The sequence below is a fragment of the Streptomyces sp. NPDC007856 genome, assembly GCF_042868225.1.
Taxonomy (GTDB): Bacteria; Actinomycetota; Actinomycetes; order Streptomycetales; family Streptomycetaceae; genus Streptomyces.
In genome coordinates, this window is record NZ_JBIAEC010000003.1 from 400,130 (window position 1) to 418,009 (window position 17,880).

Here is a 17,880-nt window from a genome sequence, read left to right on the forward strand (position 1 = left end):
GGAACTACACGCAATGGCCACCGCTGAGGCGCCGCAGGTGGATCCCGGCACCTACGAGGTGCTGCGCGACCGGCTCGCCGGGCATGCCGCCGAGCTCGCCCGGCGGGCCGAGGACCTCAACGCGCGCCGGGCCGAGGAGTTCGGCTCGGCGCGGCTGGACCTGGCCGCCACCGCTCGCCTCCGCACCGAGTACCCCTGCGCCCCGAGCGACATCGTGGCCGTAGGGAACGCCCTGCTCTTCGGCGGAACCGGCGGAGCCACAGACGTACTTGCCCTGTACGACCGTGACGGGGCGCGGCTGCCCGAGGACGCCGTACCCGGACTCCTGGACGACCCGGCGTTCGGCAAAGAGTTCAGCGCGCTGCACCGTTACTACCGCGAAGCGAGCCTGCTGCGGCTGCGCCGGGTCGACGGCCGGCTGCTTGCGGTGTTCCGCACCGGCGAGAAGGCCGACGACGTCCGCGTGCTGCGCTGGAGCCTCGCCGAGGACGGCCGCGTGGCGTTCCTGGACGCGCGCGGCGACCGCGACGACGTCTTCCCGCCGGCCCAGGACCTGACCTGGACGGAGACCACCCGCGAGGATCACGTGCTCGGCCGGGAGCAGTACGTGGCCGTACCCGGGGGGCTGGGGGCGACCACCGTCGGCGGCTCCCTCACCGTACGCACCCCGGACGGGGAGGAGCTGTTCGCCGAGCCCGTGCAGGAGCCGCTGCAAGCACTCGCGGACGCGGAGGTCGCGCACGCGCGGGTCGGTGCGCTGGTGCTGCTGCGGGTGCGGCCGTACAAGGAGGAGGACGACCGGTACCTCGTGTTCGACACGCTGTCCCGGACCGTCGTCCGGCTCGACGGGATCGGGCAGGCGTGCCGGCGGCTGCCGGAGGAGCAGGGGATCGTCTTCCCGGGCGGGTACTGCCTGGCGGGCGGAACCCACAAGACGTACGAACTCGACGTGACCGGCCTGGAGTTCGAGCGGGAGGTGCGCGCGCCGAACGGCGAGGACGTGCTGTACGCCTTCCGGTCCCGGGCCGGCGGGCGCACCCTGCTGCTGTCGTACAACACCCTGCGCAAGGAGGTCGCGAACCCGCTGCCGTGCCGGGGCTGGGCGCTGTTCGAGGACGGCGCGCTCGCCGTGCTGCGCGACGCGGGCGAGGAGCCCGCGCACACCCATCCGGTGCAGTGGTGGACCTCGCCGTACGTCTCCGACACGCACGCCGCCGCGCTGCGCACCGGCACCGGCGCGTTCGCCCGGGTCGGCAACGCGGATCTCGTGCGCGGGCTCGCCGACTGTCTGTCCGTGGCCCGGCTGGTCAGCGACGGCATCGAGACCAGCGAGGGGTACCGGGCGCTGGTGGCGGCCTGTGTGCGGGCAGCCGACGCCCATCACTGGCTCGCCGATCCCGGACTGGGGGACCTGGCGGGCCCGTTGGGTGAGGCCCGTACGGCCGCCGAGCAGGTGCTGGGCGAGTTCGAGACCGTACGGGAACTGACCCGGCACGCCGCGGACGCCCTCGACGAGGCCGAAGGGCGGATCGCCGCCGTGGTGCGCCGGCTGCGCGGGGAGGCGCCGCGCGAGGCCGCCGCCTGGGTGCGTGGGCTGACCGAACTCCGGCATGCGCACGGGCACGTGCTCACCCTGCGCGAGCTGCGGTACGTCGATGCGGCCCGGCTGGAGGAGCTGGCGGCCGCCGCCGAGGACGACCTCGCCGCCTTCGGGCGGCGCGCGGTGCAGTTCCTGGCCCGCGAGGACGCCTTCGCCGGACAGCAGGCGGAGGTCGAGCGGCTGGTCGGGGAGGCGGCGGCGGTCGGGACCGTGGCCCAGGGCGCGCCCGTCGCCGCCCGGCTCGACGAGCTCGCCGACGGGCTGCGCACGGTCACCGAGGTGGTGACCGGCCTCGACATCGCGGACGCCACCGTCCGTACGGCCGTCCTGGAGCGGATCGCCGAGGTGCTGGGCGGCGTCAACCGGGCCCGGGCGACCCTGGACGCCCGCCGCCGCAGCCTCCAGGACAGCGAGGGGCGGGCCGAGTTCGCGGCCGAGACCGCGCTGCTCGCCCAGGCGGTCACCGCCGCGCTCGCCGCGTCCGGCACGGCCGAGGAGTGCGACGACCAACTCGCCTCCGTGCTCGCCCGGCTGGAGGACCTGGACGGCCGGTTCGCCGAGTTCGACGGCTTCCTCGCCGAACTCGCCGACCGGCGCGCCGAGATCTACGAGGCGTTCGCCGCCCGCAAGCAGTCCCTCGCCGACGCCCGCGCCCGCCGTGCCGAGCAGCTCGCGCTCTCGGCGGGGCGCATGCTGGAGTCGGTCGCCCGCCGGGCCGCCACCTTGGCCGACGCCGACGCGATCACCACGTACTTCGCCTCCGACCCGCTGGTCGCCAAGGTCCGGCGCACCGCCGACGAGCTGCGCGCCCTCGGCGACAGCGTGCGCGCCGAGGAACTGGACGGCCGGCTGAAGTCCGCCCGCCAGGAGGCCGCCCGCGCCCTGCGCGACCGCGCCGACCTGTACGCCGAGGACGGCCGCACCCTGCGGCTCGGCGGCCACCGCTTCGCCGTCAACACCCAGCCGCTCGACCTCACCCTCGTCCCGCACGGCGACACCCTCGCCTTCGCGGTCACCGGCACCGACTACCGCGCCCCGGTCACCGACCCGGACTTCGCGGCGTACCGCCCCTACTGGGACCGGCAACTGCCGTCCGAGTCACCCGAGGTCTACCGCGCCGAGCACCTCGCCGCCCGGCTGCTCGCCGAGCACGGCCCGGCCGCCCTCGCCGCCGCCGACGACCTGCCGGACCTGGTCCGCCGGGCGGCGCAGGAGTCGTACGACGAGGGCTACGAGCGCGGCGTCCACGACCATGACGCCACGGTCGTGCTCGCCGCCCTGCTGCCGCTGTACGAGGGCGCCGGCACCCTGCGCCACGAGCCCGCCGCCCGCGCCGCCGCCCAGCTGTTCTGGGCGCACGGCACGACTCAGGACGCCCGAACGGCCTGGTCCCGGCGGGCGGTGTCGCTGGCCCGGGCCCGGGACGCCTTCGGCGCCGTACCGGCCATCGGGGAGCTGGAGCGGGAGCTGGCGGCGGCGATCGAGGCCTGGGACGCGTCGGTGGCGGGCGGGCCGGCCGCCACGTACCTCTTCGAGGAGCTGACCGGCGGCCCGGAAGGCTTCGTCATCGGCCAGACGGCACGCACCCTGCTGGAGAAGTTCCGGCACGCGGACGGCAGTTACCGCGCCGACCTGGAGGGCCTGACCGAGCTGGCCGCGCGCCGGCAGGTGGTGCGCGCCTGGCTCGCCGCGTACGCCGCCGCCACCGGCACCGAGGCCGGGCCCGGCGAGCTGGCCGAGGCGGTCGCCGCCGAGCTGTGCCCGGACCTGCCGCGCTACGACGGCGACGCCCCGCTGACGGCGACGGCCGAGGGCCTGCTCGGCACGCACCCGCGGGTGACCGGCGGCCGACTGGCCCTCCGCCTGGACGAGTTCCTGTCCCGGACGGCCCGGTTCGCCGCCGACGAGGTGCCCGCCTTCCGCGCCTACCAGCGCCGCCGTACGGCCCTGGTGGCGGCCGAGCGCGACCGGCTCCGCCTGGACGACCACCGCCCGCGGGTGATGCCGGCGTTCGTCCGGGGCCGCCTCGTCGACGAGGTGTACCTGCCGCTGATCGGTGACAGCCTGGCCCGGCAGCTGGGCACCACCGGCGAGTCCAAGCGCACCGACACCGGCGGCCTGCTGCTGCTCGTCTCCCCGCCCGGCTACGGCAAGACGACCCTCATGGAGTACGTCGCCGACCGGCTCGGCCTGATGCTGGTCAGGGTCAGCGGGCCCGCGCTCGGCCACACCGTCACGTCACTGGACCCCGCCGACGCCCCGAACGCCACCGCCCGCCGTGAGATCGAGAAGATCAACTTCGCGCTGGCGGCCGGCAACAACACGCTTCTGTACCTGGACGACATCCAGCACACCTCGCCCGAGCTGCTGCAGAGGTTCATCCCGCTGTGCGACGCGACCCGGCGGGTGGACGGCGTGTGGGACGGCGAGCCGCGCACCTACGACCTGCGCGGCAAGCGCTTCGCGGTGTGCATGGCCGGCAACCCCTACACCGAGTCCGGTGAGCGCTTCCGCGTCCCCGACATGCTCGCCAACCGCGCCGACGTGTGGAACCTCGGCGACGTCCTCACCGGCAAGGAGGACGTCTTCGCGCTCAGCTTCGTCGAGAACGCCCTCACCGCCAACCCGGTGCTGGCCCCGCTCGCCGCCCGTGAGCGCGCCGACCTGGACCTCCTGGTGCGGCTGGCCGGCGCCGACCCGACGGCCCGCGCCGACCGCCTGAGCCGGCCGATGCCGGCGGCGGAACTGGACGCCGCGGTGGCCGTGCTGCGGCATGTGCTGGCGGTCCGCGCGACGGTGCTGAGGGTGAACGAGGCCTACATCGCCTCCGCCGCCCAGTCGGAGGCCACCCGCACGGATCCGCCCTTCCGCCTCCAGGGCTCGTACCGTGACATGAACCGGATCGCCGGGCGGCTGCGCCCGGTCATGAACGACACCGAACGCGAGGCCGTCGTCGACGACCACTACACGGCCGAGGCCCAGACCCTCACCACCGGCGCCGAGGCCAACCTGCTGAAACTCGCCGAACTGCGCGGCACGCTGAGCCCGGCGCAGGCCGCCCGCTGGACCGAGGTGAAGACCGCCCACATCCGCGCCCGCGCCCTCGGCGGGCCCGGGGAGGATCCCATGAGCCGTGCGGTGGCCGCGCTGGGACTGCTCGCGGACCGGATCGCGGCGGTGGAGTCGGCGATCGCACTCGCGCGGAAGCGGTGAGCGCCGCGGGTTCAGCCGTACGCCTCGTCAGCCGAGGCAGAGCACGACCAGGCAGAGCTGGTTGGGGGAGGTCGACGACGGGGACGTCGGCGGGGTGGACGTACCGCTGCCGCTGCCGCTGCCGCTGCCGCTGCCGCTGCCGCTGCCGCTGCCGGTGCTGGTGGAGGGCGGCTGCTGTGCCGTCGAACCCGTCGAACCGGTCGAACCCGTCGAACCGGTGGAGGCTGCGGGGGTGTGCGCCGGCTGCGTTGCGGCCGGGACCGCCGGTGCGGCCGGGTGCTGGGCCACCCCGGTGGTGTGGGAGTGGCCGGCGGACTGCGCCGTGCGGGGCGCGGGGGCGAGGGACTGCTGGTGGGGGGCGGTCACGGCGGGCGTGTGTGCCGTCGGCGTGGCGGGGTCGCGCCGGTGCGTGGCGGTGGGCGGGGCCGGTGTGGACGCGGGGCGGCTGGGCGCGGCCGACGGGTCCTCGGTGAGGCCCATGCTCCGGTGGTCCGGTGCGGCAGCCGCCTGGGCCTTGTCGCCGTTGCCGCGGTCCATTGAGGCGAGCGTCAGGCCGCCGCCGACGAGCGCGACGGCGGTCGCCACCACGGCCCGGCGCTGGTTCTTCTTCCAGCGCGCCAGCTGCCGGCGCCGGGCGGCGCGTCCCCGCGGGGCGGGCGGCGCGTCGGTGACGTCGGCGGGCGGTGTGTCCGTGGCCGGGTCCGCGAGGCCGGCGGCCGGTCCGGTCATGGGTTCCCCGGCGCCGAACCAGCTGTCGTCGGCGGGCGGTGCGGCCGAGGCGGCGGCGTGGGCGCGGGGCGAGGCGGCGGCGTGGGGCGGGGCTATGTCCGGGGCGTAGGCACCGCACCCGGGACAGACCAGGGCGCCGTTGAGGTGCCGACGGCACGAGGAGCAGTAGTCCATCTGTGGTCTTCCTGAGTCCATGGGGAGCGGGCGACCGTCACGGTAACGAGCCTTTGGAAAGGCTGTGTGCAGCCCGTGTGGCACTCCTGCACAGATTCGGAGGGTGCTTTCCCCGTGTCCCGGCCGATCCGGGCCGTCTGCGTGGGCATAGTGGCGGGCGGCTTCCGCACCGGACCGGCAGGAGGAGACACATGCTCGGCACAGAGTTCCGCACCGGCTCGCCCATCTGGATCGACCTCGGCAGCCCCGACACAGAGGCGGCCGTCGCCTTCTACAGTGCGGTCTTCGGCTGGGAGTTCGCCTCCGCGGGCCCGGAAGGCGGCGGCTACGGCTTCTTCCAGAAGAACGGCGGCACGGTGGCCGGTCTCGGCCCGCTGACCGAACCGGGGGCGAGATCCGCCTGGATGACGTACTTCCGCACCGACGACGCCCAGACCACCGCCCGGGCCGTGAGCGACGCCGGCGGCAAGGTGCGGGCCGAGCCGATGAGCATGGGCGAGACCACCTTCGCCCAGTTCACCGACCCGCAGGGCGCGCAGTTCGCGGTGCTGGAGTCCGGGCAGGGGCTGCAGCGGGCGTCGGAGGACAACGCGCTGGTGTGGGTGGAGCTGCACGTCGGCGACCCGGGGGCGGCCATCGGCTTCTACCGCGGGCTGTTCGGCTGGCGGTCGCAGGAGATGCAGGCGCCGGGCATGACCTACCAGGTGCTCAGCATCGGGGAGGGCGACCAGCAGGAGGGGACCTTCGGCGGTGTGGCGCCGCTGCAGGACGACCGGGAGGACGCCCGCTGGGTGCCGTACTTCGCCGTGGCCGACGCGGACGCGATCGTCACGGCGGTCGGCGGCAGCGGCGGCTCGGTGCTGATGCCGGCGGCGAACGTCCCCGGCGTCGGCCGTATCGCCTGGCTGGCCGACCCGGCGCAGGCGGTGTTCGCCGTGCTCAGGCCGGACCCGCGCCAGGCCTGAGACGGCACGGGAGCCCGGGGCGCGCCGGCCGCCGGGCTCCCTTCGGCGTAACCGTCTCCTCTGCGATGATCAACCAGCTCGCAGGTCGGCTGGTCCGACGACGTGCAGACCGTGCGGATCCTCGACCTGGCCAGCGGTACGTCGGCCGAGGTCACCGGCGCCGGCAAGGGCGCCAAGCCCGCCTGGCACCACTGCGGAAGAACTCCCTGATCCGGGTCTACGGCACCGGGTCCACCGGCATCGACGGCGCCGCCTCCCGGTGGACGTTCCACTGCTCGGGCCTCATCGCCGACTGCTCGGCCCGGCACCGGATCGAGGTGCCGCGCGGGATCAGCGTGAAGGTCGACAACGGGGACGGCGGCGTGCGGGCGCACGGGTTCCGGGATCCGCTCAGTGTCGACACCGCCGACACCGCCGACACCGTGGGCGCCGCGCACGTGCCCGGCCTGCTCACGGCCAAGTCCGCGGTGCTGGTCAACAAGGGCGACGCCACCTACTCCGCCCCGGCGGTCGCGCCGGCCGCCGAGAAGCAGGGCCCGGTCCTGATGACCTCGGGCAGCGGACTGGACTCCGCCGCGGCCACCGAGCTCAAGCGCTCCCTGCCCAAGGGCGGCACCGTCTACCTCAACGGCGGCACGGCCGTCTCGGCGCCAAGGTGGCGAGCCAGGTCCAGGCGCTCGGCTACAAGCCGCTGCGGCTCGACGCCCCGACCTCTCCTCGCTGTCGGTCCGGGTCGCCGAGCAGATCAGCGCGACCCCCAGCTGGATCTTCGTCGCCGAGGGCAGCGAGTACCACGACCCGATCGCCGCCTCCACGGCCGCCGGCGCGCTGGGCTACCGCGGCACCGGAGTGGTCCTGCTGACGAACGGCAGGACGGTCCCGGCCTCGGTCAGGAACTACCTCAACACCCTGGACCCCAAGACCACCAAGATGGTGTCGGTCGGCTGCAACGCCACCCAGGCCATGGAGCACGTGACGCTGAACAAGGCGTGGAGCTTCTGGACCATCGGCGGCAGGACCCATGAGGACGTGGCCGCCGACCCGGCGGCGCGCGGGCTAGGATCCCGGGCATGGCTCTGACCGTGAGCGACGTGGATCGGTTCGAGGCGGCCAGGCCCCGGCTGGAGGCCATCGCCTATCGGCTGCTGGGGTCGGCGAGCGAGGCCGAGGACGCCGTGCAGGAGACGTTTCTGCGCTGGCAGTCCGCTGATGTGGAGCGGGTCGAGGTGCCCGAGGCCTGGCTGACCAAGGTGCTCACCAACCTGTGTCTCAACCAGCTCTCCTCGGCCCGCGCGCGGCGCGAGACCTATGTGGGGCAGTGGCTGCCCGAGCCGCTGCTCGCCGGGGACCCGATGCTCGGGCCGGCCGACACCGTCGAACAGCGCGAATCGGTGTCGTACGCGGTCCTCGCCCTGCTGGAGCGGCTCACCCCCAACGAGCGGGCGGTGTATGTGCTGCGGGAGGCCTTCGGCTACCCGCACCGGGAGATCGCCGGGATCCTCGACCTCACCGAGGCCGCCAGCCAGCAGATCTTCCACCGGGCCAGGAAGCACGTGGCCGACGGCAGGGCCCGTACCGAGATCGACCTGGCCGCCGCCCGGCGGGTCGTCGAGGAGTTCCTCGCGGCGGCCACCAGCGGCAGGACCGAGCCGCTGGTGCGGCTGCTCACCCAGGACGCCGTGGCGATCGGCGACGGCGGCGGGAAGGTCCCGGCCCGCGCCAAGGCGTTCGAGGGTGCCCGCGCGGTCGCGACGTTCATGCGGGGTCTGTTCAAGCCCAGCGAGGCCAAGCGCCGCCTCGTCGGCGGGTCGTCCGAGCTGTACGTCACGACCGCCAACGGCGGCCCCGCCGTCGTGGCGGTCGTCGGCGGCCGGGTCATCGGCGTCATGTGCCTGGAGATCACCGCCGGGGGCATCGCCGCGTTCCGCAGCCAGGTCAACCCCGACAAGCTGGAGCGCGCGAGCCGGCGGTGGGCCGCCGCCGACCACGGCGAACCCCTGCTCAGCCTCTACTGATTCGCATGTGATCTGGTTCACACCCGACTCCTGTCAGGAATCGGCGGGCCGCCCGGTTCAAGGGGCGAATCCGCTGAAGGCAGCGGCTGAAGGCAGCAGCAGCAGACAGGAGCCGTGAAATGCAGCACCGCATCGTCGTCCTCGGAGCGGGATACACCGGAGCCGTCGCCGCCGGGCGCCTCGCCAGGCGGCTGCGCCCCGAAGACGTCGCCATCACCCTCGTCAACCCCGAGCCCGACTTCGTGGAACGCGTCCGCCTGCACCAGCTCGCGGTCGGCCAGTCCCTCAAGCCCCGGCCCCTGGCCGGGATGTTCGCGGGCACCGGCGTCGAACTGAGGCTCGGCAGGGTCACCGGCGTGGACGTGGACCGCAGGACCGTCGCCGTCACCGGCGCGGACGGCCCGCGGGAACTGGCGTACGACACCCTCGTGTACGCCCTCGGCAGCGGCTGGAACGACCAGGGCGTCCCCGGCACCGCCGAGCACGCCGAGCAGCTCGCGAGCCGCCCCGGCGCGCTCCGGCTGCGCGAGCGGCTGGCCGCCCTGGACGCCGGACGGCCCGTGGTCGTCGTCGGCGGCGGCCTCACCGGCGTGGAGGCCGCGACCGAGATCGCCGAGGCCCGCCCGGACCTCGACGTCGCCCTCGTTGCCCGCGTCGGCCTCGGCGACTGGCTGTCCCCGAAGGGCCGCGGGCACCTGCGGAAGGTCTTCGGCAGGCTGGGCATCACCGTGCACGAGCACGCCGCCGTCACCGCCGTCGAGGCCGACCGCGTCACCCTCGCCGACGGCACGGCCGTCCCGGCCGCGGTCACCGTGTGGACCGCCGGTTTCGCCGTGCACCCGATCGCCGCGGCCACCACCCTGGAGGTCACCGGCGAGGGGCAGATCGTGGTCGACCGGACCATGCGCTCCGTCTCGCATCCGGACGTGTACGCCATCGGCGACGCGGCCATGGCGATGGGCCCCGGTGACAAGCCGCTGCGGATGTCGTGCGCCTCGGGCGGCTTCACCGCGTGGCAGGCCGCCGACGCCGTCGCGGCCCGCCTGACCGGCGGCAGGTTGCCGAAGGTGCCGATCCGCTACTTCAACCAGTGCATCTCGCTGGGCCGCGGGGAAGGCCTGATCCAGTACGTCACCGCAGACGACCGAGCCGTCCGGGCGGCCCTGACGGGACGGCTCGCCGCCCGCTACAAGGAGCTGGTCTGCAAGGGCGCGGCCTGGAGCGTCGCCAACCCGATGTTCGGGATGCCGACCCGGCGGCGCCGCGTCGTACCGGAGCCGGCCCGGGTGAGCGCGGAGGCCACGGCATCGGCCTGACCCCGTCACACCCGCCCACGCTCCCTGGCAGCAGGGACGTGGTCCGCAGCGGCGTGCACGTGGCTAGTGTTTCCCGCCGCTCCGGCCGCTGCCTGCCCGGCCTTTCCCGGCGGAGTCGCCCGTGCCGCCGGAGCTGTTGCCGGATGTCCCGTTGCCCGAGGTGCCGGCCTTGCCCGTCGTGCCCTTGCCGGTGCCCCCGGCGCTTTTGCCGGACTTGCCGGTGCCGGCCGGCTTGCCCGGCTCGGCGGTCGCCCGCGCGAGCTGGTCGGAGCAGTATGCGGCGACCTCGTCCTTGCCGCCGGCGGCCGTGACGAGCCGCTGCCAGGTTCTCGAGTCGAGGGCTTTGCCCCGGGCCTGGACCTGCTCGTAGGCACGGCAGTGGGCCTCGGTGTCCTTCGCGGACGGCGGGCGGTCCCCCGGCCAGGAGCCGGCGGAGGGCGCCGCCGACGCCGTACCGCCCGGCCGCTGCGGGGCGGCCGCCGACGGATGCGCGTGCGGTCCGGAGCCGGTACCGCCCGTCGACGAGCCGGCGGAACCGATGGCCGCGACGGCGACACCACCCAGGGTGAGGCTGGCGAAGACCACGCCGAACGTCATCTTCACCGGGCGCCGGAGCCGCCGCTCCGCGGCCGGCCGCCAGTCGTCCCGCCGCCTGCTGGGTGCGCGGTGCGCGCCCGTGGCGTGCGCGTCCCGGAACGCGGCCACGGCCCGCTGCTCGGCCCGCGGGTCGAGATCACCGGCGCGCAGGACGGTGGCCAGCGCCGTTTCCAGCGCGGCGGCCTCGGCCGCACCCGGCGCACCGGACACGGCGCCGGGCCGCACGCGTCGACGGCCCTGGACTCCGTCGCCGCTCAGCCGTTCACCCATGTCCGTTTTCCGTTCCCGTCCGTTCCTGTCCGGCCGTTTCGTTTCGTTCGGTGTTTCATGTCGACTCCCCCAGCGTTCGGGAAGCCCCATCCGTCACACCCATCTCCGCGTCACCGCCGATGCCGAGCTGGCGCGCGAGGCGTTTCAGGCCTCGGTGAGCCGCTGTCCGCACCGCTCCGGGGCGCTTGCCGAGGACGCGTGCGGCGGCGGGACCGTCGAGGCCGACCACGACCCGCAGGAGCACGGCCTCGGCCTGGTCCCGGGGCAGTCCGCGGACCAGTTCCAGGGCCCGCTCGGTGGACATGGACTCCAGGGCCTGCTCATGGGTGCTGTGCGGACCGGGCAGGTCCAGCACGTCCTGCTCGGTCCCGCCCGCCCGGGGCCGCACCCGCTGGCGGCGCAGATGGTCCAGCGCCCGGTGCCGGGCGATGGTCGCGGTCCAGCCGCGGAAACCGGCACCGTCGCCCTTGAACCGGCCGAGGTCGCGGGCTATCTCCAGCCAGGCGTCGGCGGCCACGTCCTCGGCGTCGTCGCCGACGATGCCGTGCAGATAGCCGAGCAGACCCGGCTGCACGAACCGGTAGGCGACCGCGAAGGCGGCCTCGTCGCCCTCCTGGGCCCGTGCGACCGCCGCGCCGAGTTCCCCGTCGTACGCCTGTACGCGCCGGGGTTGCCGTACCTGGCCCAAGATTGTCCTCGTTCGCGCCGGTTCATAGCGAGCTCATGCCGTCCACCGCGTCCCTGCCGCACCGACGGCCCCACAGTTACCAGCGCCTGAGCTCACAGAAATGTCACAACGCGCCGGGAGCCCTTCACGCAGCCGCCGGTGACCCGCGGTCGCGGCCGCGTGACGTTTCCCGCGGGCCGCGCGCTGGGGGAGTGCCGGGTGCGGTACCGCGCGGGCCCGGCCGCTCGCCCGCGCCGGTGCCGCAGCCCGCCCCCGGACCCCTCTCCGTGTCGTCCGCTACTCCCCCCTGGGCGGCACGGAGAGGGATGGGGCGGCCAGGGCCCCGACCACTGCACAGGGCCCGGCCGCCCCGCGCCCGGCACATCGGTGGCGTGATGCTTCGGCGGCCGCGTGCGCTCCTTGGGGCATGAGCGCGTACCTCCGTCTGCGCGCGGTGCCGTCGCCGGCACTGCGCAACAGCTCGACCTGGCTCGAACGGATCTTCGAGGGCGACTCGGAGACCGTCCGCCGCTACCGCGACCAGGAGCGCATCTACGCCGGCGCTTCCCCGCACCACCCCCTCGCTGAGGACCGGCCCCAGAGCCAGGTGGTGCTCGGCGGCCGGCCGGTGTTCCGCGTCGACCGGCACAAACCACCGCTGCTGGTGCTGACGGCGGCCCAGACCCGCCGGGTCTCCGGGTTCCTGGCGATGGCCGACTTCGACGCCCTGTGGCACTTCGCCCGGGACGCGCTGCTGCCGCGCTACGGCGGCGTGCGGGCGGAGCCAGAGACCTGGCGTGCGTTCGCGGCGGCGCACCAGGAACTGAAGGCGTTCTACTCGCACACGGCCGAGCGCGGGGACGCGGTGGTGAAGTGGCTGCCCGAGGAGTGAGGAGTGGCTGCTGAGGAGTGAGGTGTAACAGTTCCGGGCCGCCGCGCTCTGTCCATGCGGACGACCACGCCGGTCGGCCAGGACAGGGGACACGACTCGTGCGGTGGACGGACGAAAGCGGCAGAACGTACGGCGAGGAGCCGTACGGCGGTGTGGGGAACGCGTATGCCCCCGGGCACGAGGGCGACGGCGCCCACACCGACACGGCCACGCTGCCCCGGGCCGCCGCGCACCAGGCGCCGTCCGACCCGTACCCCGTGCCTTTCGTGCCGGAACCGGACTGGGAGTCCGCACCGACCTGGGAGACGGAGCGGGGCCGGGACACGGAACCGGAGTCACCGGCGAGCGAGCCGGTGCGGCCGGTCTTCGTGGACGCCTCGGGCCGCCGCCAGCGCCGCGTGCTGCGCGCCGCCCGGCTGCTGATGATCCCCGCCGGCGGCTATGTCGTGCTGCTGGTCGGCACCCTGCTGGGCGGCCCGAGCGTCAGCGCCCCGTTCGTTCCGCAGCCGGACGCCACGCACCCGGCCACCGCCCGCGTGACCGGCTCCGACGCCCCCTCCGGCACCGGCCGTGCGGCGCCGCACGCGAACCCCGGACCCACGACGCACAGGACGACGTCCGTCCGGACGGCAGCCCAGGCCGCCCCCGCGGCCGGGCCCGCCGCAACGCCGACCAGGGCCACCTCCGCCATCCCGGCCCGCCCCCGCACCTCGAAGGGCCGCGCCCTCGGCACGTCCCACAAGCCCGTGAAGTGATCCAAGGCCCTGACGTGACAGACCGACGGCACCGCACCGCCCCCTCCCGCCGCAAGACCCCCGTCCGCCGCCGCGACCGCACCGGCCAGATCACACCGCGCACCCACTGGCTCCTGCTGAGCGTGCTTGCGGTGACCCTGTCGACGGCCCTCCTGTTGCAGGGCTACACCCACCACATGTTCGGGATCAGCCAGGACGACGTGACCGGTGCCCGCGGCCGGAGCGACGCCGTGCCCGGCCGGGTGGTCCACGGCGGCCCGGTGATCGCGAACGCCGCCTCCTCCGCGCAGACCGTCCAGGTCGCGGACCGCACCATCGCCCTCACCTTCGACGACGGCCCCGACCCCGTCTGGACGCCGCGCATCCTCGACGTACTGCGCCGCGACCATGTGCACGCGACCTTCTTCGTCGTCGGCACCGAGGTCGTGGACCACCCGGAGCTGGTCCGCCGGATGATCGCCGACGGCCACCAGATCGGCATCCACACCTTCACCCACCCCGACCTGTCCCGCCTCGCCCCGTGGCAGCGCTCCCTGGAGCTGCGCGAGACACAGCTCGCGGTGGCCGGCGCGGCCGGGGTCACCACCGCGCTGCTGAGACCGCCGTACTCCTCGGAGAACGCCGCACTGGACGACGCCGACTGGTCCGTCCTGAAGCAGGCCGACCAGGCGGGCTACGTCACGGTGCTCACCACCCAGGACGCCGAGGACTGGCAGCGCCCCGGCACCGCCCGCATCCTCGCGAACGCGACCCCGCACGGCCACGCCGGGCAGATCGTGCTGATGCACGACGGCGGCGGTGACCGCTCCCAGACCGTTGCCGCCCTTAACGCCCTGATCCCGCGGCTCAAGGCACACGGCTTCCGGTTCACGACCGTCGGCGCGGCGGTCGGCATGGCCGGTCCCGTCCAGCGCGCCGGCCTCGGCGACCACCTCCAGGGCATGGCCCTCCTCGCGGTGCTGCGGACCGGCGACTGGATCGTATGGCTGCTGGGCGCGCTGATGACCGCGGCCGGAGCGATCAGCGTGCTGCGCGCGGCGGTCGTGCTGATCGCGGCCCGCCGGCACCGAAAGCTGCGGACCGGGCGCCGGGGCCGCTCCTGGGGGCCGCCGGTGACCGAGCCGGTCAGCGTCATCGTCCCCGCGTACAACGAGAGCGCCGGGATCGAGGCGGCCGTGCGCTCCCTGGTCGCCTCCGACCATCCGGTGGAGGTCGTCGTGGTGGACGACGGCTCCACCGACGTCACCGCCGACCTGGTGGAGTCGCTCCGGCTGCCCGGGGTGCGGGTGATCCGGCAGGAGAACGCGGGCAAACCGGCCGCGCTCAACACCGGGCTCGCCGCGGCCTCCTGCGACCTGGTGGTCATGGTCGACGGCGACACGGTCTTCGAACCCGGCACCGTCCGCGCCCTCGTGCAGCCCTTCGCCGACCCCCGGGTGGGCGCCGTCTCGGGCAACGCCAAGGTCGTCAACCGCGGTGGTCTGCTGGGCCGTTGGCAGCACATCGAGTACGTGGTCGGCTTCAACCTCGACCGCCGGCTGTTCGACCTCGCCGAGTGCATGCCGACCGTGCCCGGAGCGGTCGGCGCCTTCCGCCGCCGGGCGCTGCTCGCCCTCGGCGGCGTCAGCGACGCCACCCTCGCCGAGGACACCGACCTCACCATGGCGCTGTGCCGCGACGGCTGGCGCGTGGTGTACGAGGAGGGCGCGGTGGCCTGGACCGAGGCGCCCGCGTCCCTGAACGCCCTGTGGCGGCAGCGGTACCGCTGGTGCTACGGCACCCTGCAGGCGATGTGGAAGCACCGCGGCGCGCTGGTGCAGCGCGGCGCCGCCGGCAAACTGGGCCGCCGGGGCCTGCTCTATCTCCTGCTCTTCCAGGTGCTGCTGCCCCTGCTCGCGCCGGCCGTGGACATCTTCGCCCTGTACGGCCTGGTCTTCCTCGACCCGCTGCGGATCGCCGGCCTGTGGCTGGCCTTCCTGCTGCTGCAACTCGGCATGGGCCTGTACGCCTTCCGCCTGGACGGCGAACGCCCCGGCGCGCTGTGGAGCCTGCCGCTGCAGCAGTTCGTCTACCGGCAGCTGATGTACCTGGTGGTGATCCAGTCCGTCTTCACCGCCGTGTCCGGCTCCCGCCTGCGATGGCAGCGCATGGAGCGCTACGGCAGCCTGCAGGCTCCGCCGGCCGCGCCGCCCCGGGCCGGCCATCGGCAGCCCGTCCCCGACGACACCACCCAGTGGTCCTGAAAGGAAAGTGATCCGAGCCCATGAGCGGAACCCGGCGCCGACAGCCGCAGCGCAGCAGCTCCGGCAGCCGTGCGGCGGTCGGCCGCGGCAGGCGGCGCCGTAGCGCCGTGCAGAAACGTTGGATCGACTATCCCAGGGCGGGCCGCACGGGCCAGCGCCGCTGGCTGCCGTCGTGGCGCCAGGTGCTCGCGTCGTTCCTGCTCTGCGTCGGCGCAGTGGCCGCGGCCGTCGGGTACGCCTACGCCACGATCACCATCCCCGACCCGAACCCCAAGGCGCTGCTCCAGAACAACGTCTACTACTGGTCCGACGGCACCGTGCTGGCGACCGACGGCAGCGTCAACCGGGAGAACGTCACCCTGGCGCAGGTCCCCGCCGATGTGCAGGGGGACTTCATCGCCGCCGAGAACGCCTCCTTCTACACCGACCCGGGCATCGACCCGCAGGGCATCGCGCGCGCCCTCGTGCACATGGCCGAGGGCGGCTCCGTCCAGTCCGGCTCGACGATCACCCAGCAGTTCGTCAAGAACACCTACCTCGACCAGTCGCAGACGCTCTCCCGCAAGTTCAAGGAACTGCTGATCTCCGCCAAGATCGGCGCGAGCATGAGCAAGCAGCAGATCCTCCAGGGCTATCTGAACACCTGCTACTTCGGCCGCCAGGCCAACGGCATCCAGGCCGCCGCCCGTGTGTACTACGGCCTCCCGGTCGAGAAGCTGAACGTGAGCCAGGGCGCGTTCCTCGCCGCCGCGGTCAACGAGCCGAGCCTCTTCCAGTACGCCGACGCCGACCCCCGCGCCCGGGCCCGGGCGCAGGCCCGCTGGTCCTGGGTGCTCGACCGGATGGTCACGACGGGCAAGCTGACGCCGGAGCAGCGCGCCCGCATCGCGGCGGCCGGCTTCCCGACGCCCAGGAAGTGGGCCCCCGGGTCCGGGCTCACCGGCCAGACCGGCTATCTGGTCCAGCTGGCCCGCTCGTACGCCCAGGCCCACGACCCCTCCATCACCGACAGCGGCTTGAGCCGGGGCGGTTACCAGATCCACACCACCTTCGACCGCAAGCGGACGGCGGAACTCGCCGAGGCCGTGGCGAAGGTGCGCGCGGAGCGCCTCGACCCCGCCCACCGGGCCGCCGACCGCAATGTCCAGGTCGGCGCCGCCTCGGTGGACCCGGCGACCGGCCGGATCCTGGCCGTCTACGGCGGCCCCGGCTACCAGCAGGCCCACTACTCGGACAACGCCGACACCTCCGGAGTCCCGGTGGGGTCGACCTTCAAACCGCTCGTCCTCGCCTCCGCGCTCCAGTACGGGGCCGTCCTGAAACCGGGCACGCCTCCGGCGCCGATCACCCCGGCCAGCAAGTTCGACGGCGACGACGGCATCCAGATCAAGGACCAGCAGGGCAACTACGTCACCGACGACAAGGACCCCACCGGCCTCCTCCACCAGCACAACGACACCACGCACCGCTGGGGGTACATCTCGCTGCGCACGGCGATGGAGCAGTCGGTCAACACGCCGTACGTGCAGCTGGGCGAGGACGTCGGCTACGCCGACGTGGCCCGCACGGCGAAGACCGTGGGCTTGCGCCCGGAGAGCCTCGCCGCGCCCAGCGCCGGCTTCTACATCGGCACCTCCACCCCGAGCGCCATCCGCATGGCGGGCGCCTACGCGACCTTCGCCGCCTCCGGGATGCAGGCCACGCCGTACTCGGTGACCAAGGTGACCCACGACGGCGCGGTCCTGCCCGGCTTCACGACCCCCGCCCCCGTACGGGCCCTGCCCGCACCGGTCGCCGACAACGTGACCGACGTCCTCAGGGGCGTCATCGCCCGGGGTACCGGCACCAGGGCCCAGGCCCTCGGCCGTACGGCGGCGGGCAAGACCGGCACCACCGACGACTACCGCTCGGCCTGGTTCATCGGCTACACCCGACAACTGGCCACGTCGGTCGTCCTCTTCAAAGAGGACCCGGCCCACCCCCAGCTCCAGTCCCTGGCCGGCGTCGGCGGCCTGCAGAAGGTGTTCGGCGGAGACATCCCGACCGAGATCTGGACCCGGTACATGCACGACGCCCTCTCCGGCCTCCCCGACCTCCCCTTCCCCACCCCGGCCCCCCTGGGCCACGGCAGCGACGAGCCCGGCGTCCCCTCTCCCTCCCCCAAGCCCACCCACCCCCCGGCCAAGCACACCGGCACCCCGGGCAAGCGAAGGCCCGGCACCACGACCCCCGGTCCGGGGCCCGCCCCCGGCCCCAAGTGCCATGCACACAAGTGCCGTTGACATCGGAAGGGCAGGCGTGCTGATGGCTCCGGAGGGCAGCTCCCGCTGAGACCACGGGCGCGGTGAGGTGTAGGGTCCGGAGGCTGGTTGCGTGCCGGGTGCGCCCTGCTGTGGGTTACCTGTGTGCTGCTGGCGCAGGGGCGGAACCGCGAAGCCCAGGAG

13 protein-coding genes are annotated in these 17,880 nt (G+C 74.2%); 9 read left to right on the forward strand and 4 right to left on the reverse strand.

Translation table 11 applies throughout. The features are described 5' to 3' along the window. The first annotated feature begins 13 nt into the window (after positions 1–13). A complete protein-coding gene (locus ACFYOH_RS09880; protein WP_388623089.1) occupies positions 14–4,813 on the forward strand; it encodes a DNA repair ATPase in 4,800 nt (1,599 codons plus the stop codon). Positions 4,814–4,840: 27 nt separating this feature from the next. Here the strand turns inward: ACFYOH_RS09880 and ACFYOH_RS09885 are convergent, their stop codons facing one another. Next, positions 4,841–5,716 carry a hypothetical protein gene (locus ACFYOH_RS09885; RefSeq protein WP_388623092.1) on the reverse strand — a complete coding sequence of 292 codons (876 nt, stop codon included), beginning with the start codon at positions 5,714–5,716 and terminating at the stop codon, positions 4,841–4,843. Between the two features lie 191 nt (positions 5,717–5,907). On the opposite strand from ACFYOH_RS09885, the gene ACFYOH_RS09890 reads away from it, so the two are divergent. Further along, on the forward strand, positions 5,908–6,681 hold the full coding sequence (locus ACFYOH_RS09890; RefSeq protein WP_388623095.1) for a VOC family protein: 774 nt from the start codon (positions 5,908–5,910) through the stop codon (positions 6,679–6,681). 217 nt (positions 6,682–6,898) lie between these two features. Here ACFYOH_RS09890 and ACFYOH_RS09895 read toward each other — a convergent pair whose 3' ends face one another. Next, positions 6,899–7,159, reverse strand: a complete 261-nt coding sequence (locus ACFYOH_RS09895) for a hypothetical protein (RefSeq protein ID WP_388623098.1) — start codon at positions 7,157–7,159, stop codon at positions 6,899–6,901. 371 nt (positions 7,160–7,530) lie between these two features. Between ACFYOH_RS09895 and ACFYOH_RS09900 the strand changes: the two genes are divergently transcribed. The 3 genes from ACFYOH_RS09900 to ACFYOH_RS09910 all read left to right on the forward strand — a co-directional run bounded on the left by ACFYOH_RS09900 (position 7,531) and on the right by ACFYOH_RS09910 (position 10,012). Continuing rightward, complete coding sequence (locus ACFYOH_RS09900; protein WP_388623101.1) at positions 7,531–7,761, forward strand: hypothetical protein; 231 nt, start codon at positions 7,531–7,533, stop codon at positions 7,759–7,761. After that, positions 7,752–8,696: an RNA polymerase sigma-70 factor gene (locus ACFYOH_RS09905; RefSeq protein ID WP_388623103.1), complete on the forward strand. Its 945-nt coding sequence runs from the start codon at positions 7,752–7,754 to the stop codon at positions 8,694–8,696. Before ACFYOH_RS09900 ends, ACFYOH_RS09905 begins: the two co-directional genes overlap by 10 nt. A gap of 119 nt (positions 8,697–8,815) precedes the next feature. Further along, positions 8,816–10,012, forward strand: a complete 1,197-nt coding sequence (locus ACFYOH_RS09910; protein WP_388623106.1) for an NAD(P)/FAD-dependent oxidoreductase — start codon at positions 8,816–8,818, stop codon at positions 10,010–10,012. 63 nt (positions 10,013–10,075) lie between these two features. On the opposite strand, the gene ACFYOH_RS09915 is transcribed toward ACFYOH_RS09910, so the two are convergent. Together ACFYOH_RS09915 and ACFYOH_RS09920 are read right to left on the reverse strand one after the other, a co-directional pair. Further along, positions 10,076–10,879 carry a hypothetical protein gene (locus tag ACFYOH_RS09915; protein WP_388623109.1) on the reverse strand — a complete coding sequence of 268 codons (804 nt, stop codon included), beginning with the start codon at positions 10,877–10,879 and terminating at the stop codon, positions 10,076–10,078. Positions 10,880–10,934: 55 nt separating this feature from the next. Further along, entirely contained in the window at positions 10,935–11,567 is a 633-nt protein-coding gene (locus tag ACFYOH_RS09920) for an RNA polymerase sigma factor (protein ID WP_388623112.1), read from the reverse strand. A 406-nt stretch (positions 11,568–11,973) separates the two neighbouring features. Here ACFYOH_RS09920 and ACFYOH_RS09925 point away from each other — a divergent pair, with 406 nt between their 5' ends. From ACFYOH_RS09925 to ACFYOH_RS09940, 4 genes are all read left to right on the forward strand, one after another. Next, the gene (locus tag ACFYOH_RS09925; protein WP_388623115.1) at positions 11,974–12,438 is read left to right on the forward strand and encodes a DUF1877 family protein; all 465 of its coding nucleotides are present in this window, start codon (positions 11,974–11,976) and stop codon (positions 12,436–12,438) included. 152 nt (positions 12,439–12,590) lie between these two features. Further along, positions 12,591–13,193: a hypothetical protein gene (locus ACFYOH_RS09930; protein ID WP_388623118.1), complete on the forward strand. Its 603-nt coding sequence runs from the start codon at positions 12,591–12,593 to the stop codon at positions 13,191–13,193. Between the two features lie 14 nt (positions 13,194–13,207). Continuing rightward, positions 13,208–15,436: a bifunctional polysaccharide deacetylase/glycosyltransferase family 2 protein gene (locus ACFYOH_RS09935; protein ID WP_388623121.1), complete on the forward strand. Its 2,229-nt coding sequence runs from the start codon at positions 13,208–13,210 to the stop codon at positions 15,434–15,436. Between the two features lie 20 nt (positions 15,437–15,456). Next, on the forward strand, positions 15,457–17,718 hold the full coding sequence (locus tag ACFYOH_RS09940) for a transglycosylase domain-containing protein (RefSeq protein WP_388623124.1): 2,262 nt from the start codon (positions 15,457–15,459) through the stop codon (positions 17,716–17,718). Positions 17,719–17,880: the final 162 nt, after the last annotated feature.

Bases quoted from the DNA above. Each gene is read 5' to 3' on its own strand.
- ACFYOH_RS09880 (WP_388623089.1), top strand. From the start codon at position 14: ATGGCCACCGCTGAGGCGCCGCAGGTGGATCCCGGCACCTACGAGGTG.
- ACFYOH_RS09885 (WP_388623092.1), bottom strand. From the start codon at position 5,716: ATGGACTACTGCTCCTCGTGCCGTCGGCACCTCAACGGCGCCCTGGTC.
- ACFYOH_RS09890 (WP_388623095.1), top strand. From the start codon at position 5,908: ATGCTCGGCACAGAGTTCCGCACCGGCTCGCCCATCTGGATCGACCTC.
- ACFYOH_RS09905 (WP_388623103.1), top strand. From the start codon at position 7,752: ATGGCTCTGACCGTGAGCGACGTGGATCGGTTCGAGGCGGCCAGGCCC.
- ACFYOH_RS09910 (WP_388623106.1), top strand. From the start codon at position 8,816: ATGCAGCACCGCATCGTCGTCCTCGGAGCGGGATACACCGGAGCCGTC.
- ACFYOH_RS09915 (WP_388623109.1), bottom strand. From the start codon at position 10,879: ATGGGTGAACGGCTGAGCGGCGACGGAGTCCAGGGCCGTCGACGCGTG.
- ACFYOH_RS09925 (WP_388623115.1), top strand. From the start codon at position 11,974: ATGAGCGCGTACCTCCGTCTGCGCGCGGTGCCGTCGCCGGCACTGCGC.
- ACFYOH_RS09940 (WP_388623124.1), top strand. From the start codon at position 15,457: ATGAGCGGAACCCGGCGCCGACAGCCGCAGCGCAGCAGCTCCGGCAGC.